Here is a 16,672-nt window from a genome sequence, read left to right on the forward strand (position 1 = left end):
CTCAGCGCCTCCCGAGTAACGCCTTGAGGTAGGTCTGCACCGCGCGGCCGCTGACGAAGCGCGCGGCGGCATCAATCCGCCGCTGGCGATGCAGGGCTCGTGGTGCGGCCATTTGTGCGCTGATTGCGCTGGCGAGCGCGGCCGGATCGTCAACATCGACCAAGGGGGCGACGGCGCCATCGCCGAGGATTTCCTGCGGGCCGTACGGGCAGCGGGTCGCCACGACCGGCGTGCCGGTCGACAGGGCTTCGACCAACGCGTTGGGGCTGCCCTCGAAACGCGACGACAGGACGAAACAGTCCGCTCGGGCAATCTCGGCGATAGGGTCACTGGCGTATCCCGGTAGATCGCAACGCTCTGCGACGCCGAGCGCTGTCGCTTGGGCCAGCAGTTCGCCGCGCAGGGCGCCTTCGCCGAAGATGATCAGCCGCGCATCGCGTTGCGGCAGACGGGCGAAGGCGTCGATCAGAGTGTCGAAGCCCTTTTGTTGCGCCAGTCGACCCACGGCGACGATCACCGGGGTGGTTTTGTCCTTCAGCCAGGGATGGCTGGGCGCGGCGGCGGGTTTGTCACGAAAATCGTTGTCGAGCACCGGGTTGTCAGCGGTCGTCACATCGCGCGCGCGGGCGATGGTGGTGTCGACCAGATCCTCGGCGACGCCTTGTGACACGCAGATCACCGGGTTGGGAATCAGCCGGTACAACCACGGCGCCAGCCAGTAGGCGAGCTTGACCGACAATGCCGGGTTGACGTGTTTGTCCCGCGAAAAGGCATTGCGCTCGCTGACATGCAGCCGCGCCAGCGTCCCGGACAGCGCGGCGGCGGCAATCGCCACGACGTTGACGTGGGTGAGGGCGGCCAGTTGCGCGTCGTACTGATTGCTGCGTAAAAACCGTGTCAGTGCCGGCACAGCCGCCGCGCTGCGCGGACTGTCGAGCAGCACTTGTCTGACTCGTGGGTCGAGCGCCGGCTGATTGATGCCGGCACCGGTGAGCATCAGCAGCGTGACTTCGTTGCCGGCCTCAACCAAGGCACCGGCGAGGCGCACCATCATTTTCTCCGCGCCGCCGGCGCCGAGGTCCTGGAGGATGATCAGCAGCTTTTTCATCGGTTCCACACCTGGTAATAAGCCTGCGCGGCGTACTGGCTGGTATAGGGCAGGATCGCGTCGCTGACTGAATGTCGGGGCGGCGGCTCGGGTTCGCGGCTGGCCAGACTGTCGAGCAGCGCCTCAGCCAGGGCCGGCACATCATTGACCTTGACCAAACGCCCGAGGCGTCCATCGTCGAGCAACTCGCGCGGACCGCTGCCGCAATCGGTGGAGATCACCGGCGTACCCAGCGCCAGCGCCTCGACCAGTACCGTCGGCAAACCTTCGTGCAAAGAACTGAGCACCAACAGTTGCGCATGGCGGATCAGCGGATAGGGATTGCGCAGATGCCCGGTGAAATGCACCAGGCGTTCGATGCCCAGCCGTTGTGTCTGCGCTTCAAGCGCTGCGCGTAACGGGCCGTCGCCGGCAATCACCAGATACGGCAGCGGGCGTTGTTGCGCCGCCAGGGCGTAGGCGTCGAGCAGCAGCGCGAAGCCCTTGGTTTCCACTAGCCGGCCGACACCCAGCCAATAATGATGGGGCACGCCACCGGGCAACGGCGCCTGTGCCGCACGCAACAGTTGCTCGCTGATGACTGCGTTCGGGCAGTAACGGATGCGCGGCTGGCCCCACGGCATCAACCCGGCAAGCGACTGGCGCAGACCGTGGGACACCGCGACTACCTTGCCGCTGCCGCACAGGTACAGCGCGTACAACAGGCGCAGGCTGGCGCGCCCGGTGTTCTGCTCGGCGCAATCCAGCGCGGCGTGGCGGGTGTAGATGACTTTGCAGGCACTGCCCAGGGTGGCGAACCAGGTGCAGAGGTTGGCCTGCTCCTTGGCGCCAATCAGATGCGTCACGCCCTCACGGCGGATCAGCCGGCGCAGCAGCACGATCGATTTCAGCCAGCCCGCGAGCCCACTGCCGCCACCGGCCATGCTCGGCGCGCCGTCGACGTTGGGCGAGTCGCCGTTCATGACGAAAAAACTCACCCGCCGGCCGTCCGCCAGAAACTGCTCGGCGAGGCGTTGCTGCACGCACTCGACGCCGCCGCCAGTCTGGTAATCCTTGAGCGTGAACAGAATATGCATCGGCACAATCCTCATGGGGCAGTGACATTGATTGCCACTTGCTGGCGCAGAATCAGTTCGGTCAGGCGCAGGGCATTGCTCGGGTAGTCGAGCAGGTAACGCTTGATCGTGTGCGGCTCGCGGTACATGCGGTAAAAGGCGCGCAGGTGCAGGCGATTGATAGCGTCGGGGTAGTAACGCTCGCTGGCATTGGCCTCCTGACGAATGAAACCGCCGCAGGTGAACGCCACGCCGCTGAAACCACCGCGCAGTGCTTCGAGGATAAAGCGCTCCTGCAGACCGGCGCCAAGGCCGACCAGCAGCAGGTTGGTGCGCTGTCGGCGGATGTCAGCTTGAATTGCCGCACCTTGTTCGGCGTCGAAGTAACCGTTGTGCGCGCCGACCAGTTGCAGGCGCGGGTACTGCATACCGAGCTTGTCAACGAAACGATCAAGCTCGGCCTGCCGCGCACCGACCACATAGACGCGTTTGCCGCGCTGCTCGGATTCACGCAACACCGGATCGGCAATCGAGGTGAAATCGAAACTGACCCGCTGCACCGCGCGCCCGGTGATGCGCGACATGAACCCGGACATCAGCATGCCGTCGCAAAAATACGCCAGCGACGACGGCGGCTGGCGGATGAAACTGCCGATCGAGGCGAAGTTGAGAAAGGAGAAGGCCCGGTTGGATTCCAGCAGGGCCGGCGAATAACGGTCGAGCAATTCCAGGCGGATCATGACGCGAGATCCTGTGCTTGGGCGGTGCAGGTCGGCCGGCCGACACTGATGTAGGTGAAGCCGCGCGCGCTGAGGCGCTGCGGATCGAACAGGTTGCGCCCGTCGAAAATCAGCGGATTTTTCAACTGGCGGGCGAGCAGTTCGAAGTCCGGCGCGCGAAACGCTTGCCACTCGGTGACGATCACCAGCGCGTCGGCATTTTTCAGCGCCGCCTCTTTGGTGCCGGCCAGCGTCAGGTCATCGCGCGGGCCATAAAGCTGCTGCGCCTGTTCCATGGCTTTCGGGTCGAACGCCTGCACGCTGGCGCCGGCACGCCACAACGCCTCCATCAACACGCGGCTGGGGGCTTCGCGCATGTCATCGGTGTTGGGCTTGAAACTGAGGCCCCACAGCGCGAAGGTCTTGCCTTCCAGCGCACCGTTGAAGTGCTCGGCGATCTTGTGGAACAGCGTGCTTTTCTGCTCGTTGTTGCGCGACTCCACCGCCCGCAGCAGGCGTGCATCGACATCGACGCCGTGTGCAGCATGGATCAGTGCACGCACATCCTTGGGAAAACACGAACCGCCGTAACCGATGCCGGGATAAATGAACTGGTAGCCGATGCGCGGATCCGAGCCGATGCCATGGCGAACCATTTCGATGTCGGCGCCAAGCTTTTCGGCAAGCCCGGCCATCTCGTTCATGAAACTGATCTTGGTCGCCAGCATGCAGTTCGCGGCGTACTTGGTCAGTTCGGCGCTGCGCACATCCATGACGATGATTTTTTCGCGGTTGCGATTGAACGGTTCGTAGAGCTCGCGCATCAGCGCTTCGGCGCGCGGGCTGTCGGTGCCGATGATGATCCGGTCGGGGCGCATGCAGTCGTCGACCGCGCAGCCTTCCTTGAGGAATTCCGGGTTGGAAACCACATCGAAGGTCAGTGCACCACGCCCGCTTTCGCCGAGGATGGCGCTGATGCATTCGCGCACCCGGTCCGCCGTGCCCACCGGCACCGTGGATTTGTCGACGATGATCTGCTCGCCGCGCAGGTGTTCGCCGATGGTACGGGCGACGCTGAGGACATGTTTGAGATCCGCCGAGCCGTCCTCGTCCGGCGGCGTGCCGACCGCGATCAGCAACACATCGCCGTGCTTTACCGCAGCGGCCAGATCACTGCCGAATTGCAGACGGCCGCTGTGATGATTGTCCCGCACCAGGCTTTTCAGGCCAGGTTCGTAGAGGGGCAGAGTGCCGTCGTTCAAGGCCTGCACCTTGGCCGCGTCGACATCCACACACAGCACGTTGTGGCCAACCTCGGCCAGCGCGGCGCCCTGGACCAGTCCGACATAACCGATACCGAATACACTCACATTCATGGGAAAACCTCATGCGTGGCGGGGTGGGCCAGAGCGCTGGCCGCTGTCAGTAGATGTTTTTCGAGAACAGGGTGAAGGGCGTCTTCAGGAGGATCTTGATGTCCAGCCACAGCGACCATTGATTGATGTAATTGAGGTCTTGAGCGACCCGGCGCTGCATCTTTTCCACGGTCTCGGTTTCGCCGCGGTGCCCGGTGATCTGCGCCAGACCGGTGATGCCAGGCTTGAGCCGATGCCGTGCCATGTAGGCGCGCACCTTGCCGGTGTAATAGATGTTGTGGGTGACCGCGTGCGGACGCGGCCCGACCAGCGCCATGTGGCCGAACAGCACGTTGAACAGTTGCGGCAGCTCATCGATGGAGCTGCGCCGCAGAAAGCGTCCTAGCGGTGTGACGCGGTCGTCGTCGCGGGTGGCCTGACGCACTTGCTGATCGTTGTGCACGCGCATCGAACGAAACTTCCACACGCGGATCACTTCGCCGTCGCAGCCATGGCGGTTCTGCTTGAACAGCACCGGCCCCGGCGAGCTCAGCTTGACCGCGATGGCCACGCCGAGCAGCAGCGGGCTGAGCAGAATCAGCGCCACCGCAGCGACGCTGCGTTCAAACAGGTCCTTGCAGAACAGGCTGCCGGGGTGCGAGGTGAGCAGGCTTTCGTTGAGATAGATCGCCGGCATCCGCTCGATCTCGGAGATCGAATGATTGAGCAAGACCATGCTGCCCAGATCCGGAATCCACACCACGTCGACGTTCATGTCGAGGAGGTTGATATACAACGCTTCGATCGTCGCCGCCTCGGCCATCGGCAGCACGATGTACACCCGCCGCGCCTGCAAGCGGGTGATGATTTCGCGGATGTCCTCGACTTCACCGAGCAGCGGCAGAATGCTCGGCGCCGGGCCGCTGTCGGCTTTCGCCGCGACAAACCCGAGCAGTAACGCGCGATCCGGGTCGAGGAGTTTGCGCGCCAGTTCATGGGCGGTCGGGCAGGTGCCGATGATTACCGCGCGGCGCTCGTTGCAAATCATTTTGGTGTACATGCGCACGAACAGATGCAGCGGCAGAAACGTCGCCGCCTGGGCGAGAAAACCGACCACCGCCCAGACAATCACCACCTGCCGGGAGAACAACGCGCTGGTCTGGGTGACGAAGGCGATGCTCATCAGCAGTCCGAGCAGAATCAGCCAGCCGGCCAGCAAACGGCCGAGCCCGACCAGCAGGCCATGACGTTTGTGGTAGACCTGAACGAGGCTGTAGACCGGCATCGAGCCGAGCACCGTGAGGATGATCAGTAGCCGGTATTCACTGGGCAAGGCGCCGATGCGCCAGTGCACCAGAACAATCAGCAACAGATTGACCAGGGTCATTGCGCACAACCATTGCCCCCAGAAGGTGAGGCCGCGACGGTGTGCCATTTGCGCGGAATATTGCGAGGTCATCGGCGCGATCTCCGATTCGTCGTACAGGGAAGGACAGGCTGCGGCCGGGCGGCACGGCCCGAAGGATCAGCGCGGGGCGAAGTCGTAGTCGTAGAAGGAACGGGAATGGCCATGGCCGTACTTGCGCGCCTTGCGCAGATCGACCTGATTGAGCACCACGCCGAACACCGGCGCCTGGCTCTGCTGCAATACGGCGATGCTTTTGCGCACCTGGCCGACCGGCGTGCTCTGCGCCTTGACCACGTAGATCACCGCATCGGAATGCTGCGCCAGCAACAGCGCGTCACTGACGATTTCCGCTGGCGGCGAATCGATGATGATGTGCCGGTAGCGCGACTTGAGAATCTGCAACAGCCGACCGAGGCGCGGTGAGCTGAGCAAGTCCTGCGCGGGGGCCACGGCGTTGCTCGAACTGCTCGAGACTTTCAAGCGTGGTGCCTCGAACGGGTCCAGCGCTGCGGGCGTCAGGCAGCCGGCCGGGAGCATGTCCAGATTACCGACACTGCGAATGCAGTCTTCCAGCCGCGCGCTGCCGGCCATGAGGTTGGCGAGGCCGGGGCTCTGCGGCGGGAAATCGAAATTCAGCGACAGCGTCGGCTGCCGCATGTCGGCATCGATCAGCAGCACCCGTTCCAGTGGCGCCAGTGACGAGGCAAGGTTGTTGGCGATGGTACTTTTGCCTTCGCCGGACACCGAGGAAGTGACGAGCACCACCTGCGCCGGGCGTTCGTTGTTCTGCAGCATCAGCCAGGTGCGCAGGTTGCGGATGGTTTCGCAGAAGCGCGGGTGGTCGTTGTCTTCGAACAGCCGCGCCAACTGCCGTCGGCTCTTCTTCATCACCAGCGGCACGACGCTGAGCAACGGCACATTGAGCAGGCTCTCGACGGTGTCGTCAGTCTTGAAGGTGTTGCTCAGCGTGTCGAAGAGAAAGGCGAGGGCGACGCCGACGACCGCAGCCACCAGCGCGACAATGGCGAGGATCAGATTCTTGCGCGGTTTGCTCGCTTCCAGCGGTGCGATCGCCGGGTCGACGATGCGTGCCTTGGCCGAATCCATATCCGAAGTGGCGGCGGTTTCCTTGAGGCGGGTGACGAAGGTTTCGTAGAGCGCGCGGGTGCTGTCGACTTCACGCTGGAATTCGCGCAGCTGGAATTCCTTGCGCGAAATGTCCTGAATCTGCGCCTTGTTGCTGTTAAAGGATTTGCGCAGGGCGTCTTCGCTGGCCACCGCCAATTGGTATTGACGCTCGATGCCGGCGACCACTTGCTGCACTTGCAGGCGCAGACTGTTGGCGGCGGTGCGCTGTTCGGAGCGGGCGGATATCAGCGCCGGGTGCTTCGGCCCGTAGCGGCCCGACAACTCTTCGACTTTGGCCTGAGCCTTGGCCAGATCAGCCTGGAACTGCTGAATCAGCGGATTGCTCAGCACTGCCGGCACGCTGGACAAACGACTGATGTCGCCGTTGCTCAAGGCTTGCGCCTGACGGAACTGGCTCTCCGCTTCGGCACGATCGCGGCGCGCGTCGATCATGCGATTGCCGGTCATTTGCAGCTCGTTGGCACTGATGGTGGCAACGCCGTCGACATCGACCAGACCCTGTTCCTCGCGATAGGCCTGCAACTTGTTTTCGGCGACGCGCAGGTTGTCGCGCAACTCGACCAGGCGGGTGTTCATCCAGCTGGTGTTGTTTTGCGAAGACTTCAGGCTGGTGTCCTGCTGGCTGTCGATAAAGCCTTGGGCGAGGGCGTTGGCCACCGCCGCAGCGAGTGCCGGGTCGGGCAGTTCGACGTCGATCTCCAGCAATTGACTCTTGCCGACAAACTTGACGCTGGTGTGCAGCATCAGGTTTTGCGTGACGTCGTTGAATACCTGTTCTTCAGTCGCTGGCGGCTTCGGCGGCGGCAACAGGTCCAGCCATGGCAGCCATTGGTCGCGATTTAGCTCCGCCAGCCATTGGCGCGGGGTGAACCAACTCTGCGCCTGCTGGCGTGGATCGGTGATCGGGTTAGTAGTCAGGCCAAGTTTGCGCACGGCGCGCTCGGCCAGTTCCCTCGATTGCAGCAGGGCTTGCTGGGTCTGCAAGTAATCGGTGGTGGTCGCGCCACCGGCTTCGGCGGCTTGCTGGAAACTCATCACGGGCGGCGTCTTGTCCTTGATCAGCAACGTCGCACTGCCGACGTACTGCGGTGTGATGAACGACAGCGCCGCCACGGCCAGCGCGCAACTGAGCAGCACCAGCCAGGCGATGTTCCACTTCGCCGACCAGACCACGCGCCACAGGTGCAGCAGATCAAGGGTGTCCGACTCGTCGGCGGCTTGCGTTGGCAAGTGGCCCTGGAGCGGACGTTCGAGGTAGGTGCTTGGGCTGTTGTCCATGATCAGAAAAAGCCTTGTGCAATGGAAATGGTGTCGCCGGGGGCGATGACGGTGGTGCGCGAGATGTTCTCCGTGACCGGTGGGCCGCCACTGCCGCGCAAAATCGTCACGCGTTTCATTGAGGCGCGTTCGGTCAGGCCGCCACCCAGGGCGATGGCTTTTTCCAGGGTCAGCCCGGGCTGAAACGGATAGCTGCCGGGCTTCTGCACCTCGCCGTTGATGTAGAACGGGCGGTATTCGATCTGGCTGAGGCTGACTTTCGGATCGATCAGATAGCCTTGCTTGAGGCCGTCGACGATTTTTTGTTCGACCTGATTGGGCGTCAGGCCCTTGGCGACGATTTCGCCGAGAAACGGGTAGGAAAAGGTGCCGGCATCGTTGAGGCGGATCTTCTTGAAGCTCAGTTCCGGCTCGCCGAACACGATGATGCGCAAGACATCGCCGGCGGCCAGGCGGTAATCATTGGCGTTGTCCGCCGCCTCGACCGTGGGCACTGTCCAGAGCAGCAACAACAATAAAATCAGGCGCGTATGCATGGCCCAACCCTCCTACAGACTGACGTCGAACGTGATCTGGAAAACATTGCGGGTGAAGCTTTCGTTGTCGGCATCGGAGTCGTTGTCGCGGTGGCGGTAGGCGACTTCGACGTCCAGCCAGCGGCGCATTGCGTAATTCACGCCGAGTTTGTAATCCTGCAAATCGTCGCTGCGATCCTGGCCTTCGTAGACGTAATGGCCCATGCCGGCTTCAGCAATCGTGGTAATGCGCTCGGTCCAGCCGTGGCGCCAGCCGAACTGGGTGAAGGTGGCTTTCACCGCGTCGGAGCCGTCATCGCCTTCGGCCATGGCCTGGCGCGCGAGGAAGGTGAAGGTCGAGTAGGTGCGCGGTTTCCACGCCAGATCCACTTGCCAGGTGGGGTTGCTCAGGTCGTCGGAACCGCTCTGGTCGAAATTCTTTCGCTCGTAACCGACGCGCAGCTTGCCGGTGGTTTTCGCTGTCATGTCCCACTCGGCCCCAGCCAGCACTGCATCGGAGCGACTGCTGCGCGGGCTGTTCGATTGCAGGTAATCGAAGCGGGTGTGGTCGTATTCGAGCAGGCCACGGGTCTTGCTGCCGAGGCGGTGATACCAAGTGCTGGACAGATTGCTGGTGTTGCGCTCCTTGTCATCGTTGATGCCGTCGGAGTTGTCATAGCGCAGTTGTGCGTAACTGGCGCCGAGGTCGATCTGGTTCAGCGCACTGCGCGCGCCGAAGGTGTAGACGCCGCCGACGCGCTGGCTCTCGATCTTGTCGTTGATGCCGTCGACGGCGGTCGAGGTGGTGCGCTCGTACTTGCGTGCCTCGGCTTCGAGTTTCAGCCGATGCCGGTCGGTGAACTCCATGATGCTGTCGGCGCGCAGACGCTGGGCGGTGTTCGAAGCGTCCGAGGCGCTGTGATAGATGTAGCGGGTCGGCTCCCAGATCACCCGCGTGGCACTGTTGCGGTCCTCGGCTTTGAGCTCGAAGGCCGGCGCCAGGCGGGTGACCATGGTCGATTCGACATCGTGTTCGACTTCACGAAAGTTGTCGTCGTAGCTTTCCGACAAGGCAAAGGTCGGGGTGAAATCGAAGCCGTACACATTGATCGCTTGCGGCTCAACGCTCCAGGCAGCTTCGGGGGCACAGCAGGCGACGACTAAAACCAGGGAACAGCGAGGCTTCAGAGCCATGGATCACGCTCCTGATTAAGGGGGTCGGGGTCAGGGCAAAGCGGATCCGGACTATTGTCGCTGGCGTTCGAGGTAACTCAGCGGGACGCTGACGTGCTGTTGGCGGTTGAGGAAATTGAGCAGGATCATCACCCGTTCATCACCCTGCATGGAGAGGAACACGCCTTCGAGCGGGGACAGTGGACCCTGGACGATTTGCAGAGGTTCGCCGGGCTTGAGTGTCGGTTCCGCAGGAAAGCCGATCGACTCCTGACTGCGCTCACGCAATTGCGCGATCACGTCTTCATCGACCCGGGCGGGGACATGGTTGAATTCGACGATGCGGCTGACACCGCGGGTCGAGCGAATCGGTGCCCAGTTGTCGTCGCGGCTCAGTTGAATGAACACGTAGCCGGGGAACAGCGATTCCAGTGTTCGTTGGCGTTTGCCACGAATACTGCGCTCGCTCATCAGCTGCGGCCGGAAGGTCGAATAGTTCTGTTGCTGCAGATTGAGTTGTGCCCGTTCATCCTGGCGGGGCTTGCACTGCAATAAATACCAGTTAGAGCCGTTGCGGCAAACCGTTAGCATGCTGGAGTACTCCATACATAGCGATCGTTTAAGCAGGACGGCCGATAGCGTGGGACGAGCCGTCATGCTTGCTAGTAGGTAGTAGGCTGATCAAGGCAAAGTGCCGAGCCAGATGCATCAATGTTTATTGGCAGAAGAAGTGTTTCAAAAATGAATCAACTTGTTGGTTATTGTTATATCCGTGGCCGTCTTGGCTATAACGAATCGGCGCGCTTTCATTCAGGCAAAGCTACCGCACGGTTCGCAGTTGCGACCTTCAGGATCCAATTACATAAGTAGCCGGAGAGCAGAAAAGTGCGCGGCGGCGCGAGCTCTTCGGGCAGTGCTAAGTTATCGGCCAGTCTTTGCAAGCTGTCAATTAATAACAGTCAAAAAGACTGCCTTTCATCCGCTGATAATGGCCGTGTTTCGTAAGTCATTGTTTGTGAATGGTGAAATTTATTCGTCGGATTTTTTAAACTTTTCGAAGTTATTGAAGTCGCGGGTGTTAGATGGCGTCCGTGATAGCAAATTAGTTTCAATCTTACATCTTTCGATTCATCGGCAGTTCGACTTTTAAATACCTCGCGTCGGATGCTGCTGGCCAGGGTAACTAGGGTCGTCTATCAATAGTTGCCGTTGTTGGCCGGTAAATGTTCGGTGCTGTGTATCTCCTTAAAGTCCAACCGGTGAGCCGAGGTGATCATGAGTGTTCTGGTGACAGGTGCCGCAGGTTTTATTGGTTATCACACGGTCATGCGTTTGTGTCGCGAGGGGCTCGAGGTTGTGGGTATCGACAATCTCAACCCTTATTACGACGTCAAACTCAAAGAGGCGCGTTTGCAACGACTTGAGACGTTGGCCAATTTCACTTTCCATCGACTGGACATTGTTGATCAGGCGGCGTTGAACGCGCTGTTACAGCACGGACACTTCAAACAGGTCATTCACTTGGCCGCCCAGGCCGGTGTGCGCTACTCGCTGGACAATCCTGATGCATATGCGCAATCGAATCTGGTCGGGTTTCTCAACGTTCTGCAGGCATGCCGTCGTCATCCGCCGGAGCACTTTATCTACGCCTCGAGCAGCTCGGTGTATGGCGCCAATACCAAGATGCCGTTTGCAGAAGACGACCCGGTCGACCAACCGGTTTCGTTGTACGCCGCGACCAAGCGTGCCAACGAAGTGCTCGCGCACAGTTACTGCCATCTCTACGGTTTGCAAGCCACCGGCCTGCGCTTCTTTACCGTGTACGGCCCGTGGGGGCGGCCGGACATGGCGCTGTTCAAATTCACCGAAGCCATGCTGCACGGGCGCGCCATCGACCTCTACAACCAAGGCGAAATGGCGCGGGATTTCACCTACATCGATGACATCGTCGAAGGGATTTTGCGACTGCTCGACAAACCGCCCGCACTCAGCGCCGAGCGTGGTACTAACCGGCTGTTCAATATCGGTCGCGGCAGTCCAGTAGCGCTATTGAGCTTCGTCGAATGCCTAGAGCAGGCATTGGGCATGAAGGCCCAGCGCCGTTATCTACCGATGCAGGAGGGCGATGTATTGAAGACCTGGGCCGACGTGTCGGCGCTGGCACGCTGCATCGACTTCAGCCCGCAGGTGCCGATCGAGCAGGGCGTGCAAGCGTTCGTGCAGTGGTATCGCGAGTTCTATCAGGTCTGATTCAGTGCAGCGTAACGGCCCTGCGACTTTCCCCGATGCGGATCCGGTCGAGGGCGCGATTCAGCGCATCCAGTGCATCGAGCAGCGCCTTGGCCTCGGCCTCACGACCGTCACCCCATAGGCGTTCGGCCATTTTGTTCAAGGCCAGAATGGCGCGTTCGATGTCGGCTGCGCTGGCGGTGCTGTCAGGGGCTGGTGGTTTTTTCGGCATTCAGGGTTCCTCGGCGGTCGGCAAATCACCATACCGCCAAGGCGCCGAGCAATACAGCCAGAAGTGTCCCCGATCAGCAGCTAATGCTGTCTGGTCAGCGATTAGCCTCAGTCAATCCCGCCTCGATAAACCGCACCGAACTCTCCAGCGCCTGCTGCCCCTCGGCCAGCATGCCCGCGTAGAAATGCCAGGCGTGAAACATGCCGGGCCACACTTCAAGATTGACCCGGACGCGGTTGTCCGCCAGGTGATTGGCCAGACGCATGGCGTCACTGAGCATCAGTTCGTTTTCGCCGATCTGCACCAGAATCGGTGGCAGTCCGGTGACGTCGGCGAACACCGGCGAGGCTAGCGGATGGTTGGCCAAGGTGTCGCCGAGAAAGGCTCGCGCGAGGATGTCCAGCACGGGCTTGGAGTTCAGCGGATCAAGGCCTTCACGATTGCTCATGGAGGCGCCGGTGTGTTCGAGGTTGGCCCATGGCGAAATTGACGAGCCCACCGCAGGCAATGGCAAACCTTTGGATTTTGCCGCGACCATCACGCTGACCACCATCGCGCCACCCGCCGACTCGCCTGCGAAGGCAATCTTGCTGGCGACGATGCTCTGCTCAAGCAACCACTCATAGGCGCGCAAAGTGTCATTGATAGGGGTGGGGAACTGATGCTCGGGTGCGAGACGGTAATCCGGCATGTACACCCGCGCGCCAAGCATTTTTGCGTAGTTGCCGCCAATGCCGTGGTAGCCGTCAGGTCGACCGACGATGTAGGCGCCACCGTGGATGTACATCAGCACCGCGTCGGTCTTGAGCTCATCCGGAGTCACCAGCGTAGCGGGCACGCCGCCCATGTCGACTGTTTCAAACCTCACGCCAGCCGGCGGCTGATTCTGCCCGAGCATTTTTGCGTAGGCATCGCGGATGTCGCTCATCTTTGTGGTGGTATCGGTGCCCTTGAGCACGGGTACCAGATCGCTGAGGCTGTTGGCCCAGGTTTGCACGGCTGCTTTTACTTCAGTGTTCATATGACCTCAATCAGGCGTTGGTGATGGATTAACTAATCGAGATGTTATGCTCATGATTGGGGAATAGGGTTCCCCATAACCGGTGCCAAGCCGCTTGAATGCCAAACCCGGAGGCCACATGGAACTGCATAACCTGAACGACATCGCCGCCTTCGTCGCCTCGGTGGATACCGGAAGTTTTACGGCGGCGGCCAGGCAACTCGGGCTGACCCGCTCGGCCGTCGGTAAATCGATCGTGCGGCTCGAATCGCGTCTGCAGGTCCGCCTGCTGAACCGCACCACCCGCAGCCTGAGCCTGACCGACGATGGTCGGGTGCTGTATGAGCGATGTGTGGGCATCTTGCAGGATCTGGACGAGGTCGAAGAGGCTTTGGCGTTCCGCCGTTCGACGCCCAGCGGCCGCTTGCGCATGAGCCTGCCGGTAGCACTGGGCCGGCTGCACGTTGTGCAGCACATCGAGCGCTGCCTGAGAGACTGGCCGTCGCTCGCCATCGACGCGACGTTTTCCGATCGGCTGGTCGACCTGATCGACGAGGGTTTCGATCTGGCGATTCGCATCGGTCCGCCCAAGGAAGACTCCGGGCTACTCACGCGCACGGTGGCTAACCAGCAAATGATCACCTGTGCCTCGCCCAATTACCTGAATGAACATCCGGCACCGCAGAGACCTGAAGATCTGGCCGGGCATGCGTGCCTGCACTTCGTCAGCGGTGGCCGATTGCTGCCGTGGAATTTTCGCGTCAATGGTCAGCCTGTGTCGGTCATTCATGCCGGGCGGCTGCAGATGGACAGCGCTGAGGCCTTGCATCAGGCGACTGCCGCCGGCCTCGGTATCGCGACGTTGCCATCCTATGTAGTCAACGATGACTTGCGCAGTGGCAAGCTCGTGCAGTTGCTCGCAGATTACGCCGAGGCTGCCGAGCCGATCCGGGTGATTTATCCGAGCAAGCGACACCTGTCGCCGAAGATTCGGCTGTTCATCGACAGGCTGGTGGAAGCGTGGTCGCCGGCGCCTTGGGACTGATCAATCGGCGATAGAAGCTGTGCCGAAAATTCACAGCAGGTGTGCTTTTTCAGCTATATCCAGCCAATCTTGGCGAGCCGTACTCTTGCAAACAGTGGCGCAAAAACTTGCGTGTCATCGCCACTGTAATCCGACGATGTCTGTGCTCGGCACGGATCATTTGAAGGAACAATAAAAACAATATCTGCGGGAGATGAATCCAATGAGACTCGCTCAAGAGGAAGCCGTGGCCGTGGCGGCTACCGCGAAAAGCTGGGTGAAAGCTGCCGGCATCCTGCTTTGCCTGTCCACTCCGGTTGCCGCGCTCGCGGACATCAGGATCGGTGCGCTTTATCCCCTGAGTGGATCCCTGGCGTTGCTGGGCGACGAGAGCTTCCGTGGCCTCGAACTGGCCGTCGCCGAACGAAATGCCTCGGGCGGTTTGAAGGGCGAGCCGATCAAGTTGCTCAAGGCCGACGCAGTCGATGCGGGACAAGCGGTCGGTGCCGCGCGCCGGCTCACCTCTGTTGAAAACGTCACTGCTGTATTTGGCAGCTATTCCTCGGCGCTGTCATTTGCGGCCACGCAGGTGACGGAGATGGCGGGGGTGCCCTTTTTCGAATTGGGTGCGGTGTCCGACCACATCACTGAGCGTGATCTGAGCTACGTGATGCGCAGCAACCCGACCGCCAGGAATTTTGCCGAAGGCACCATCACCGCCATCACGGACATTGTCAGCCCATCGCTCAAGGTCGATCCGAAACAATTGAAGGTCGCGATCATCCACGAGGATGCGCTGTACGGTACGACCATCGCCGGGTTTCAGAAAAAAATCGCTCAGGAGCAAGGTCTGAACGTGGTCGAGGTACTACCGTATTCGGCCAAAGCGGTCGATCTCTCATCGCTGATCCTGCGTTTGAAAGGCGCCCAGGCGGATGTGGTATTGCAGACCAGTTATCAGAACGACACGACGCTGTTTTTCCGCCAGATCCGCGAAGCCGGTTTCAGGCCCAAAGCCGTTATCGGCGCCGGCGGCGGCTATTCCATGCAGGACACGGTCAAGGTCGTCGGCGCAGCCAATATGGAAGGCGTGCTCGATGTCGATTTCCCACAGTTCCAGACCAATGAAAACGGCGCTCCCGGTATCGGGGCGTTCGCCAAGGCATACAAGGATCGCTACGGCAGCGAACCGCGCTCGGGCCACAGCCTGATCAACTATGTCGGGGCGAAGATATTCCTCGATGCCATGGAAAACAGTACTTCGCTGGACGCCGATGCGATCCGTGCCTCGGTGGCAACCATCGATATTCCTCTCGGCGGCACGGCTGCCGGCATCGGTGCCAGGTTTGGCAAGAACGGCCAGAACCAGCGCGCCAATACGGCAATCATGCAGTGGCAGAACGGACTGCTGAAAACCGTTTACCCCCAGGCAGCCGCCGTTGCCCAAGCGCGTTTTTCCGACCAACCCTGATACCTGAACCCCGCAATCTGCTGAAGCTTGATCATTGAGCTTCACGGGTTCGTTCGCTCGCAAAGAGGGCGCCAACCGTGGAAATTTTCATCCAGCTCCTGTTGAACGGCTTATTGCTCGGTGGCACGTTGGCCATCATCAGCATCGGCCTGACTTTGATTTTCGGCATCGTGCGTGTGGTCAACTTCGCCCATGGCGAGTTTCTGATGATCGGCCTGTATGCCGTGTACTTGCTGAATTCGCACTTCGGCATCCACCCGTATATGGCGATCATTCCTGCGACGATCCTGTTGTTTGCCGCTGGTGCGGCAATGCAGCGTTTCATCATTCAGCCGTTGCTTGGCGCCGAGGGACATATCCAGATTTTCGCCACCGTCGGCGTCTCGATTGCCCTGATGAACGGCGCGTTGCTGATCTTCGGTGCCGACGTCATGACGGTGAAGAACATCAGCGTCGGTACCACGACCGTCAGCTTCGGCGCCTTTCGCGTCAGCAGCGGTCAGTTGATCACGTTTGTCGCGTCGCTCGCACTGGTCGCGGGGCTGCACTGGTTTTTGCAGAACACCTTTCTCGGCCGGGCTGTCCGCGCTACTGCACAGCATCGCAACGCGGCGCAACTGATGGGTGTCAACGTCAAAAACATCTATGTGTTTGCCTTCGGCCTGGGTTGCGCCTGCCTGGGCGTCGCCTCGGGACTGATCGCTCCACAATATCCGGTCTTTCCAACCGTTGGCACTTTCTTCGTGCTGACGGCGTTTGTGATTGTGGTGCTGGGCGGCCTGGGCAGCCTGTCCGGCGCACTGATCGGCTCAATGCTGATCGGCATCGTCGACAGTCTCGCCGGTTACTACATCGCGCCGGACCTCAAGGAGGTCGTCTACTTCACGATTTTCCTGGGCATCCTGGTGTTTCGTCCGACAGGTCTTTTCGGCGCCGGTCGCGGGTCTGAGTGAGGA

Annotated in this window: 15 protein-coding genes; 4 read left to right on the plus strand and 11 right to left on the minus strand. The window is 60.9% G+C overall.

The annotated features are described in order from the left end of the window. Window position 1: 1 nt before the first annotated feature. From AB4N85_RS07730 to rfaH, 9 genes are all read right to left on the minus strand, one after another. A complete protein-coding gene (locus AB4N85_RS07730; protein WP_150635431.1) occupies window positions 2-1,108 on the minus strand; it encodes a glycosyltransferase in 1,107 nt (368 codons plus the stop codon). Continuing rightward, window positions 1,105-2,184, minus strand: a complete 1,080-nt coding sequence (locus tag AB4N85_RS07735; protein WP_460067626.1) for a glycosyltransferase — start codon at window positions 2,182-2,184, stop codon at window positions 1,105-1,107. The genes AB4N85_RS07730 and AB4N85_RS07735 overlap by 4 nt, the downstream gene beginning before the upstream one ends. Window positions 2,185-2,195: 11 nt before the next feature. Next, on the minus strand, window positions 2,196-2,903 hold the full coding sequence (locus AB4N85_RS07740) for a WecB/TagA/CpsF family glycosyltransferase (protein WP_305383007.1): 708 nt from the start codon (window positions 2,901-2,903) through the stop codon (window positions 2,196-2,198). Further along, the gene (locus AB4N85_RS07745; protein ID WP_460067628.1) at window positions 2,900-4,258 is read right to left on the minus strand and encodes a UDP-glucose dehydrogenase family protein; all 1,359 of its coding nucleotides are present in this window, start codon (window positions 4,256-4,258) and stop codon (window positions 2,900-2,902) included. Before AB4N85_RS07745 ends, AB4N85_RS07740 begins: the two co-directional genes overlap by 4 nt. Window positions 4,259-4,304: 46 nt before the next feature. After that, window positions 4,305-5,696: an undecaprenyl-phosphate glucose phosphotransferase gene (locus AB4N85_RS07750; RefSeq protein ID WP_252878098.1), complete on the minus strand. Its 1,392-nt coding sequence runs from the start codon at window positions 5,694-5,696 to the stop codon at window positions 4,305-4,307. A gap of 66 nt (window positions 5,697-5,762) precedes the next feature. Beyond that, complete coding sequence (locus AB4N85_RS07755; protein WP_406229022.1) at window positions 5,763-8,072, minus strand: GumC family protein; 2,310 nt, start codon at window positions 8,070-8,072, stop codon at window positions 5,763-5,765. A gap of 2 nt (window positions 8,073-8,074) precedes the next feature. Further along, on the minus strand, window positions 8,075-8,608 hold the full coding sequence (locus tag AB4N85_RS07760) for a polysaccharide biosynthesis/export family protein (RefSeq protein WP_252869445.1): 534 nt from the start codon (window positions 8,606-8,608) through the stop codon (window positions 8,075-8,077). Window positions 8,609-8,620: 12 nt separating this feature from the next. After that, window positions 8,621-9,781, minus strand: a complete 1,161-nt coding sequence (locus AB4N85_RS07765; RefSeq protein ID WP_460067631.1) for an outer membrane beta-barrel protein — start codon at window positions 9,779-9,781, stop codon at window positions 8,621-8,623. A 51-nt stretch (window positions 9,782-9,832) separates the two neighbouring features. Continuing rightward, window positions 9,833-10,351: a transcription/translation regulatory transformer protein RfaH gene (gene rfaH, locus AB4N85_RS07770; protein WP_056785643.1), complete on the minus strand. Its 519-nt coding sequence runs from the start codon at window positions 10,349-10,351 to the stop codon at window positions 9,833-9,835. Window positions 10,352-11,035: 684 nt separating this feature from the next. On the opposite strand from rfaH, the gene AB4N85_RS07775 reads away from it, so the two are divergent. Beyond that, complete coding sequence (locus AB4N85_RS07775; RefSeq protein ID WP_460067633.1) at window positions 11,036-12,010, plus strand: NAD-dependent epimerase; 975 nt, start codon at window positions 11,036-11,038, stop codon at window positions 12,008-12,010. Window position 12,011: 1 nt separating this feature from the next. Here the strand turns inward: AB4N85_RS07775 and AB4N85_RS07780 are convergent, their stop codons facing one another. Both AB4N85_RS07780 and AB4N85_RS07785 read right to left on the minus strand, forming a co-directional pair. Next, complete coding sequence (locus AB4N85_RS07780) at window positions 12,012-12,221, minus strand: hypothetical protein (RefSeq protein ID WP_056785649.1); 210 nt, start codon at window positions 12,219-12,221, stop codon at window positions 12,012-12,014. Window positions 12,222-12,315: 94 nt separating this feature from the next. Further along, window positions 12,316-13,242, minus strand: coding sequence for an alpha/beta hydrolase (locus tag AB4N85_RS07785; protein WP_236168956.1), 927 nt, complete (start codon window positions 13,240-13,242; stop codon window positions 12,316-12,318). Between the two features lie 118 nt (window positions 13,243-13,360). On the opposite strand from AB4N85_RS07785, the gene AB4N85_RS07790 reads away from it, so the two are divergent. The 3 genes from AB4N85_RS07790 (at window position 13,361) to AB4N85_RS07800 (ending at window position 16,669) form a co-directional block, all read left to right on the plus strand. Beyond that, window positions 13,361-14,266 carry a LysR family transcriptional regulator gene (locus tag AB4N85_RS07790; protein ID WP_252869448.1) on the plus strand — a complete coding sequence of 302 codons (906 nt, stop codon included), beginning with the start codon at window positions 13,361-13,363 and terminating at the stop codon, window positions 14,264-14,266. Window positions 14,267-14,468: 202 nt separating this feature from the next. Then, window positions 14,469-15,716 (plus strand): ABC transporter substrate-binding protein, encoded by a 1,248-nt coding sequence (locus AB4N85_RS07795; RefSeq protein WP_252869449.1) that lies wholly within the window; start codon window positions 14,469-14,471, stop codon window positions 15,714-15,716. Window positions 15,717-15,793: 77 nt separating this feature from the next. After that, window positions 15,794-16,669, plus strand: coding sequence for a branched-chain amino acid ABC transporter permease (locus tag AB4N85_RS07800; protein WP_024012825.1), 876 nt, complete (start codon window positions 15,794-15,796; stop codon window positions 16,667-16,669). Window positions 16,670-16,672: the final 3 nt, after the last annotated feature.

Source organism: Pseudomonas sp. H1_G08, assembly GCF_054681355.1.

Excerpts from the sequence above, each read along its gene's own strand:
- AB4N85_RS07780 (WP_056785649.1), bottom strand. The coding sequence starts at position 12,221 with ATGCCGAAAAAACCACCAGCCCCTGACAGCACCGCCAGCGCAGCCGAC.
- AB4N85_RS07785 (WP_236168956.1), bottom strand. The coding sequence starts at position 13,242 with ATGAACACTGAAGTAAAAGCAGCCGTGCAAACCTGGGCCAACAGCCTC.
- AB4N85_RS07730 (WP_150635431.1), bottom strand. The coding sequence starts at position 1,108 with ATGAAAAAGCTGCTGATCATCCTCCAGGACCTCGGCGCCGGCGGCGCG.
- AB4N85_RS07735 (WP_460067626.1), bottom strand. The coding sequence starts at position 2,184 with ATGCATATTCTGTTCACGCTCAAGGATTACCAGACTGGCGGCGGCGTC.
- AB4N85_RS07750 (WP_252878098.1), bottom strand. The coding sequence starts at position 5,696 with ATGACCTCGCAATATTCCGCGCAAATGGCACACCGTCGCGGCCTCACC.
- AB4N85_RS07765 (WP_460067631.1), bottom strand. The coding sequence starts at position 9,781 with ATGGCTCTGAAGCCTCGCTGTTCCCTGGTTTTAGTCGTCGCCTGCTGT.
- AB4N85_RS07760 (WP_252869445.1), bottom strand. The coding sequence starts at position 8,608 with ATGCATACGCGCCTGATTTTATTGTTGTTGCTGCTCTGGACAGTGCCC.
- AB4N85_RS07795 (WP_252869449.1), top strand. The coding sequence starts at position 14,469 with ATGAGACTCGCTCAAGAGGAAGCCGTGGCCGTGGCGGCTACCGCGAAA.
- AB4N85_RS07740 (WP_305383007.1), bottom strand. The coding sequence starts at position 2,903 with ATGATCCGCCTGGAATTGCTCGACCGTTATTCGCCGGCCCTGCTGGAA.
- AB4N85_RS07790 (WP_252869448.1), top strand. The coding sequence starts at position 13,361 with ATGGAACTGCATAACCTGAACGACATCGCCGCCTTCGTCGCCTCGGTG.
- rfaH (WP_056785643.1), bottom strand. The coding sequence starts at position 10,351 with ATGCTAACGGTTTGCCGCAACGGCTCTAACTGGTATTTATTGCAGTGC.
- AB4N85_RS07775 (WP_460067633.1), top strand. The coding sequence starts at position 11,036 with ATGAGTGTTCTGGTGACAGGTGCCGCAGGTTTTATTGGTTATCACACG.
- AB4N85_RS07745 (WP_460067628.1), bottom strand. The coding sequence starts at position 4,258 with ATGAATGTGAGTGTATTCGGTATCGGTTATGTCGGACTGGTCCAGGGC.
- AB4N85_RS07755 (WP_406229022.1), bottom strand. The coding sequence starts at position 8,072 with ATGGACAACAGCCCAAGCACCTACCTCGAACGTCCGCTCCAGGGCCAC.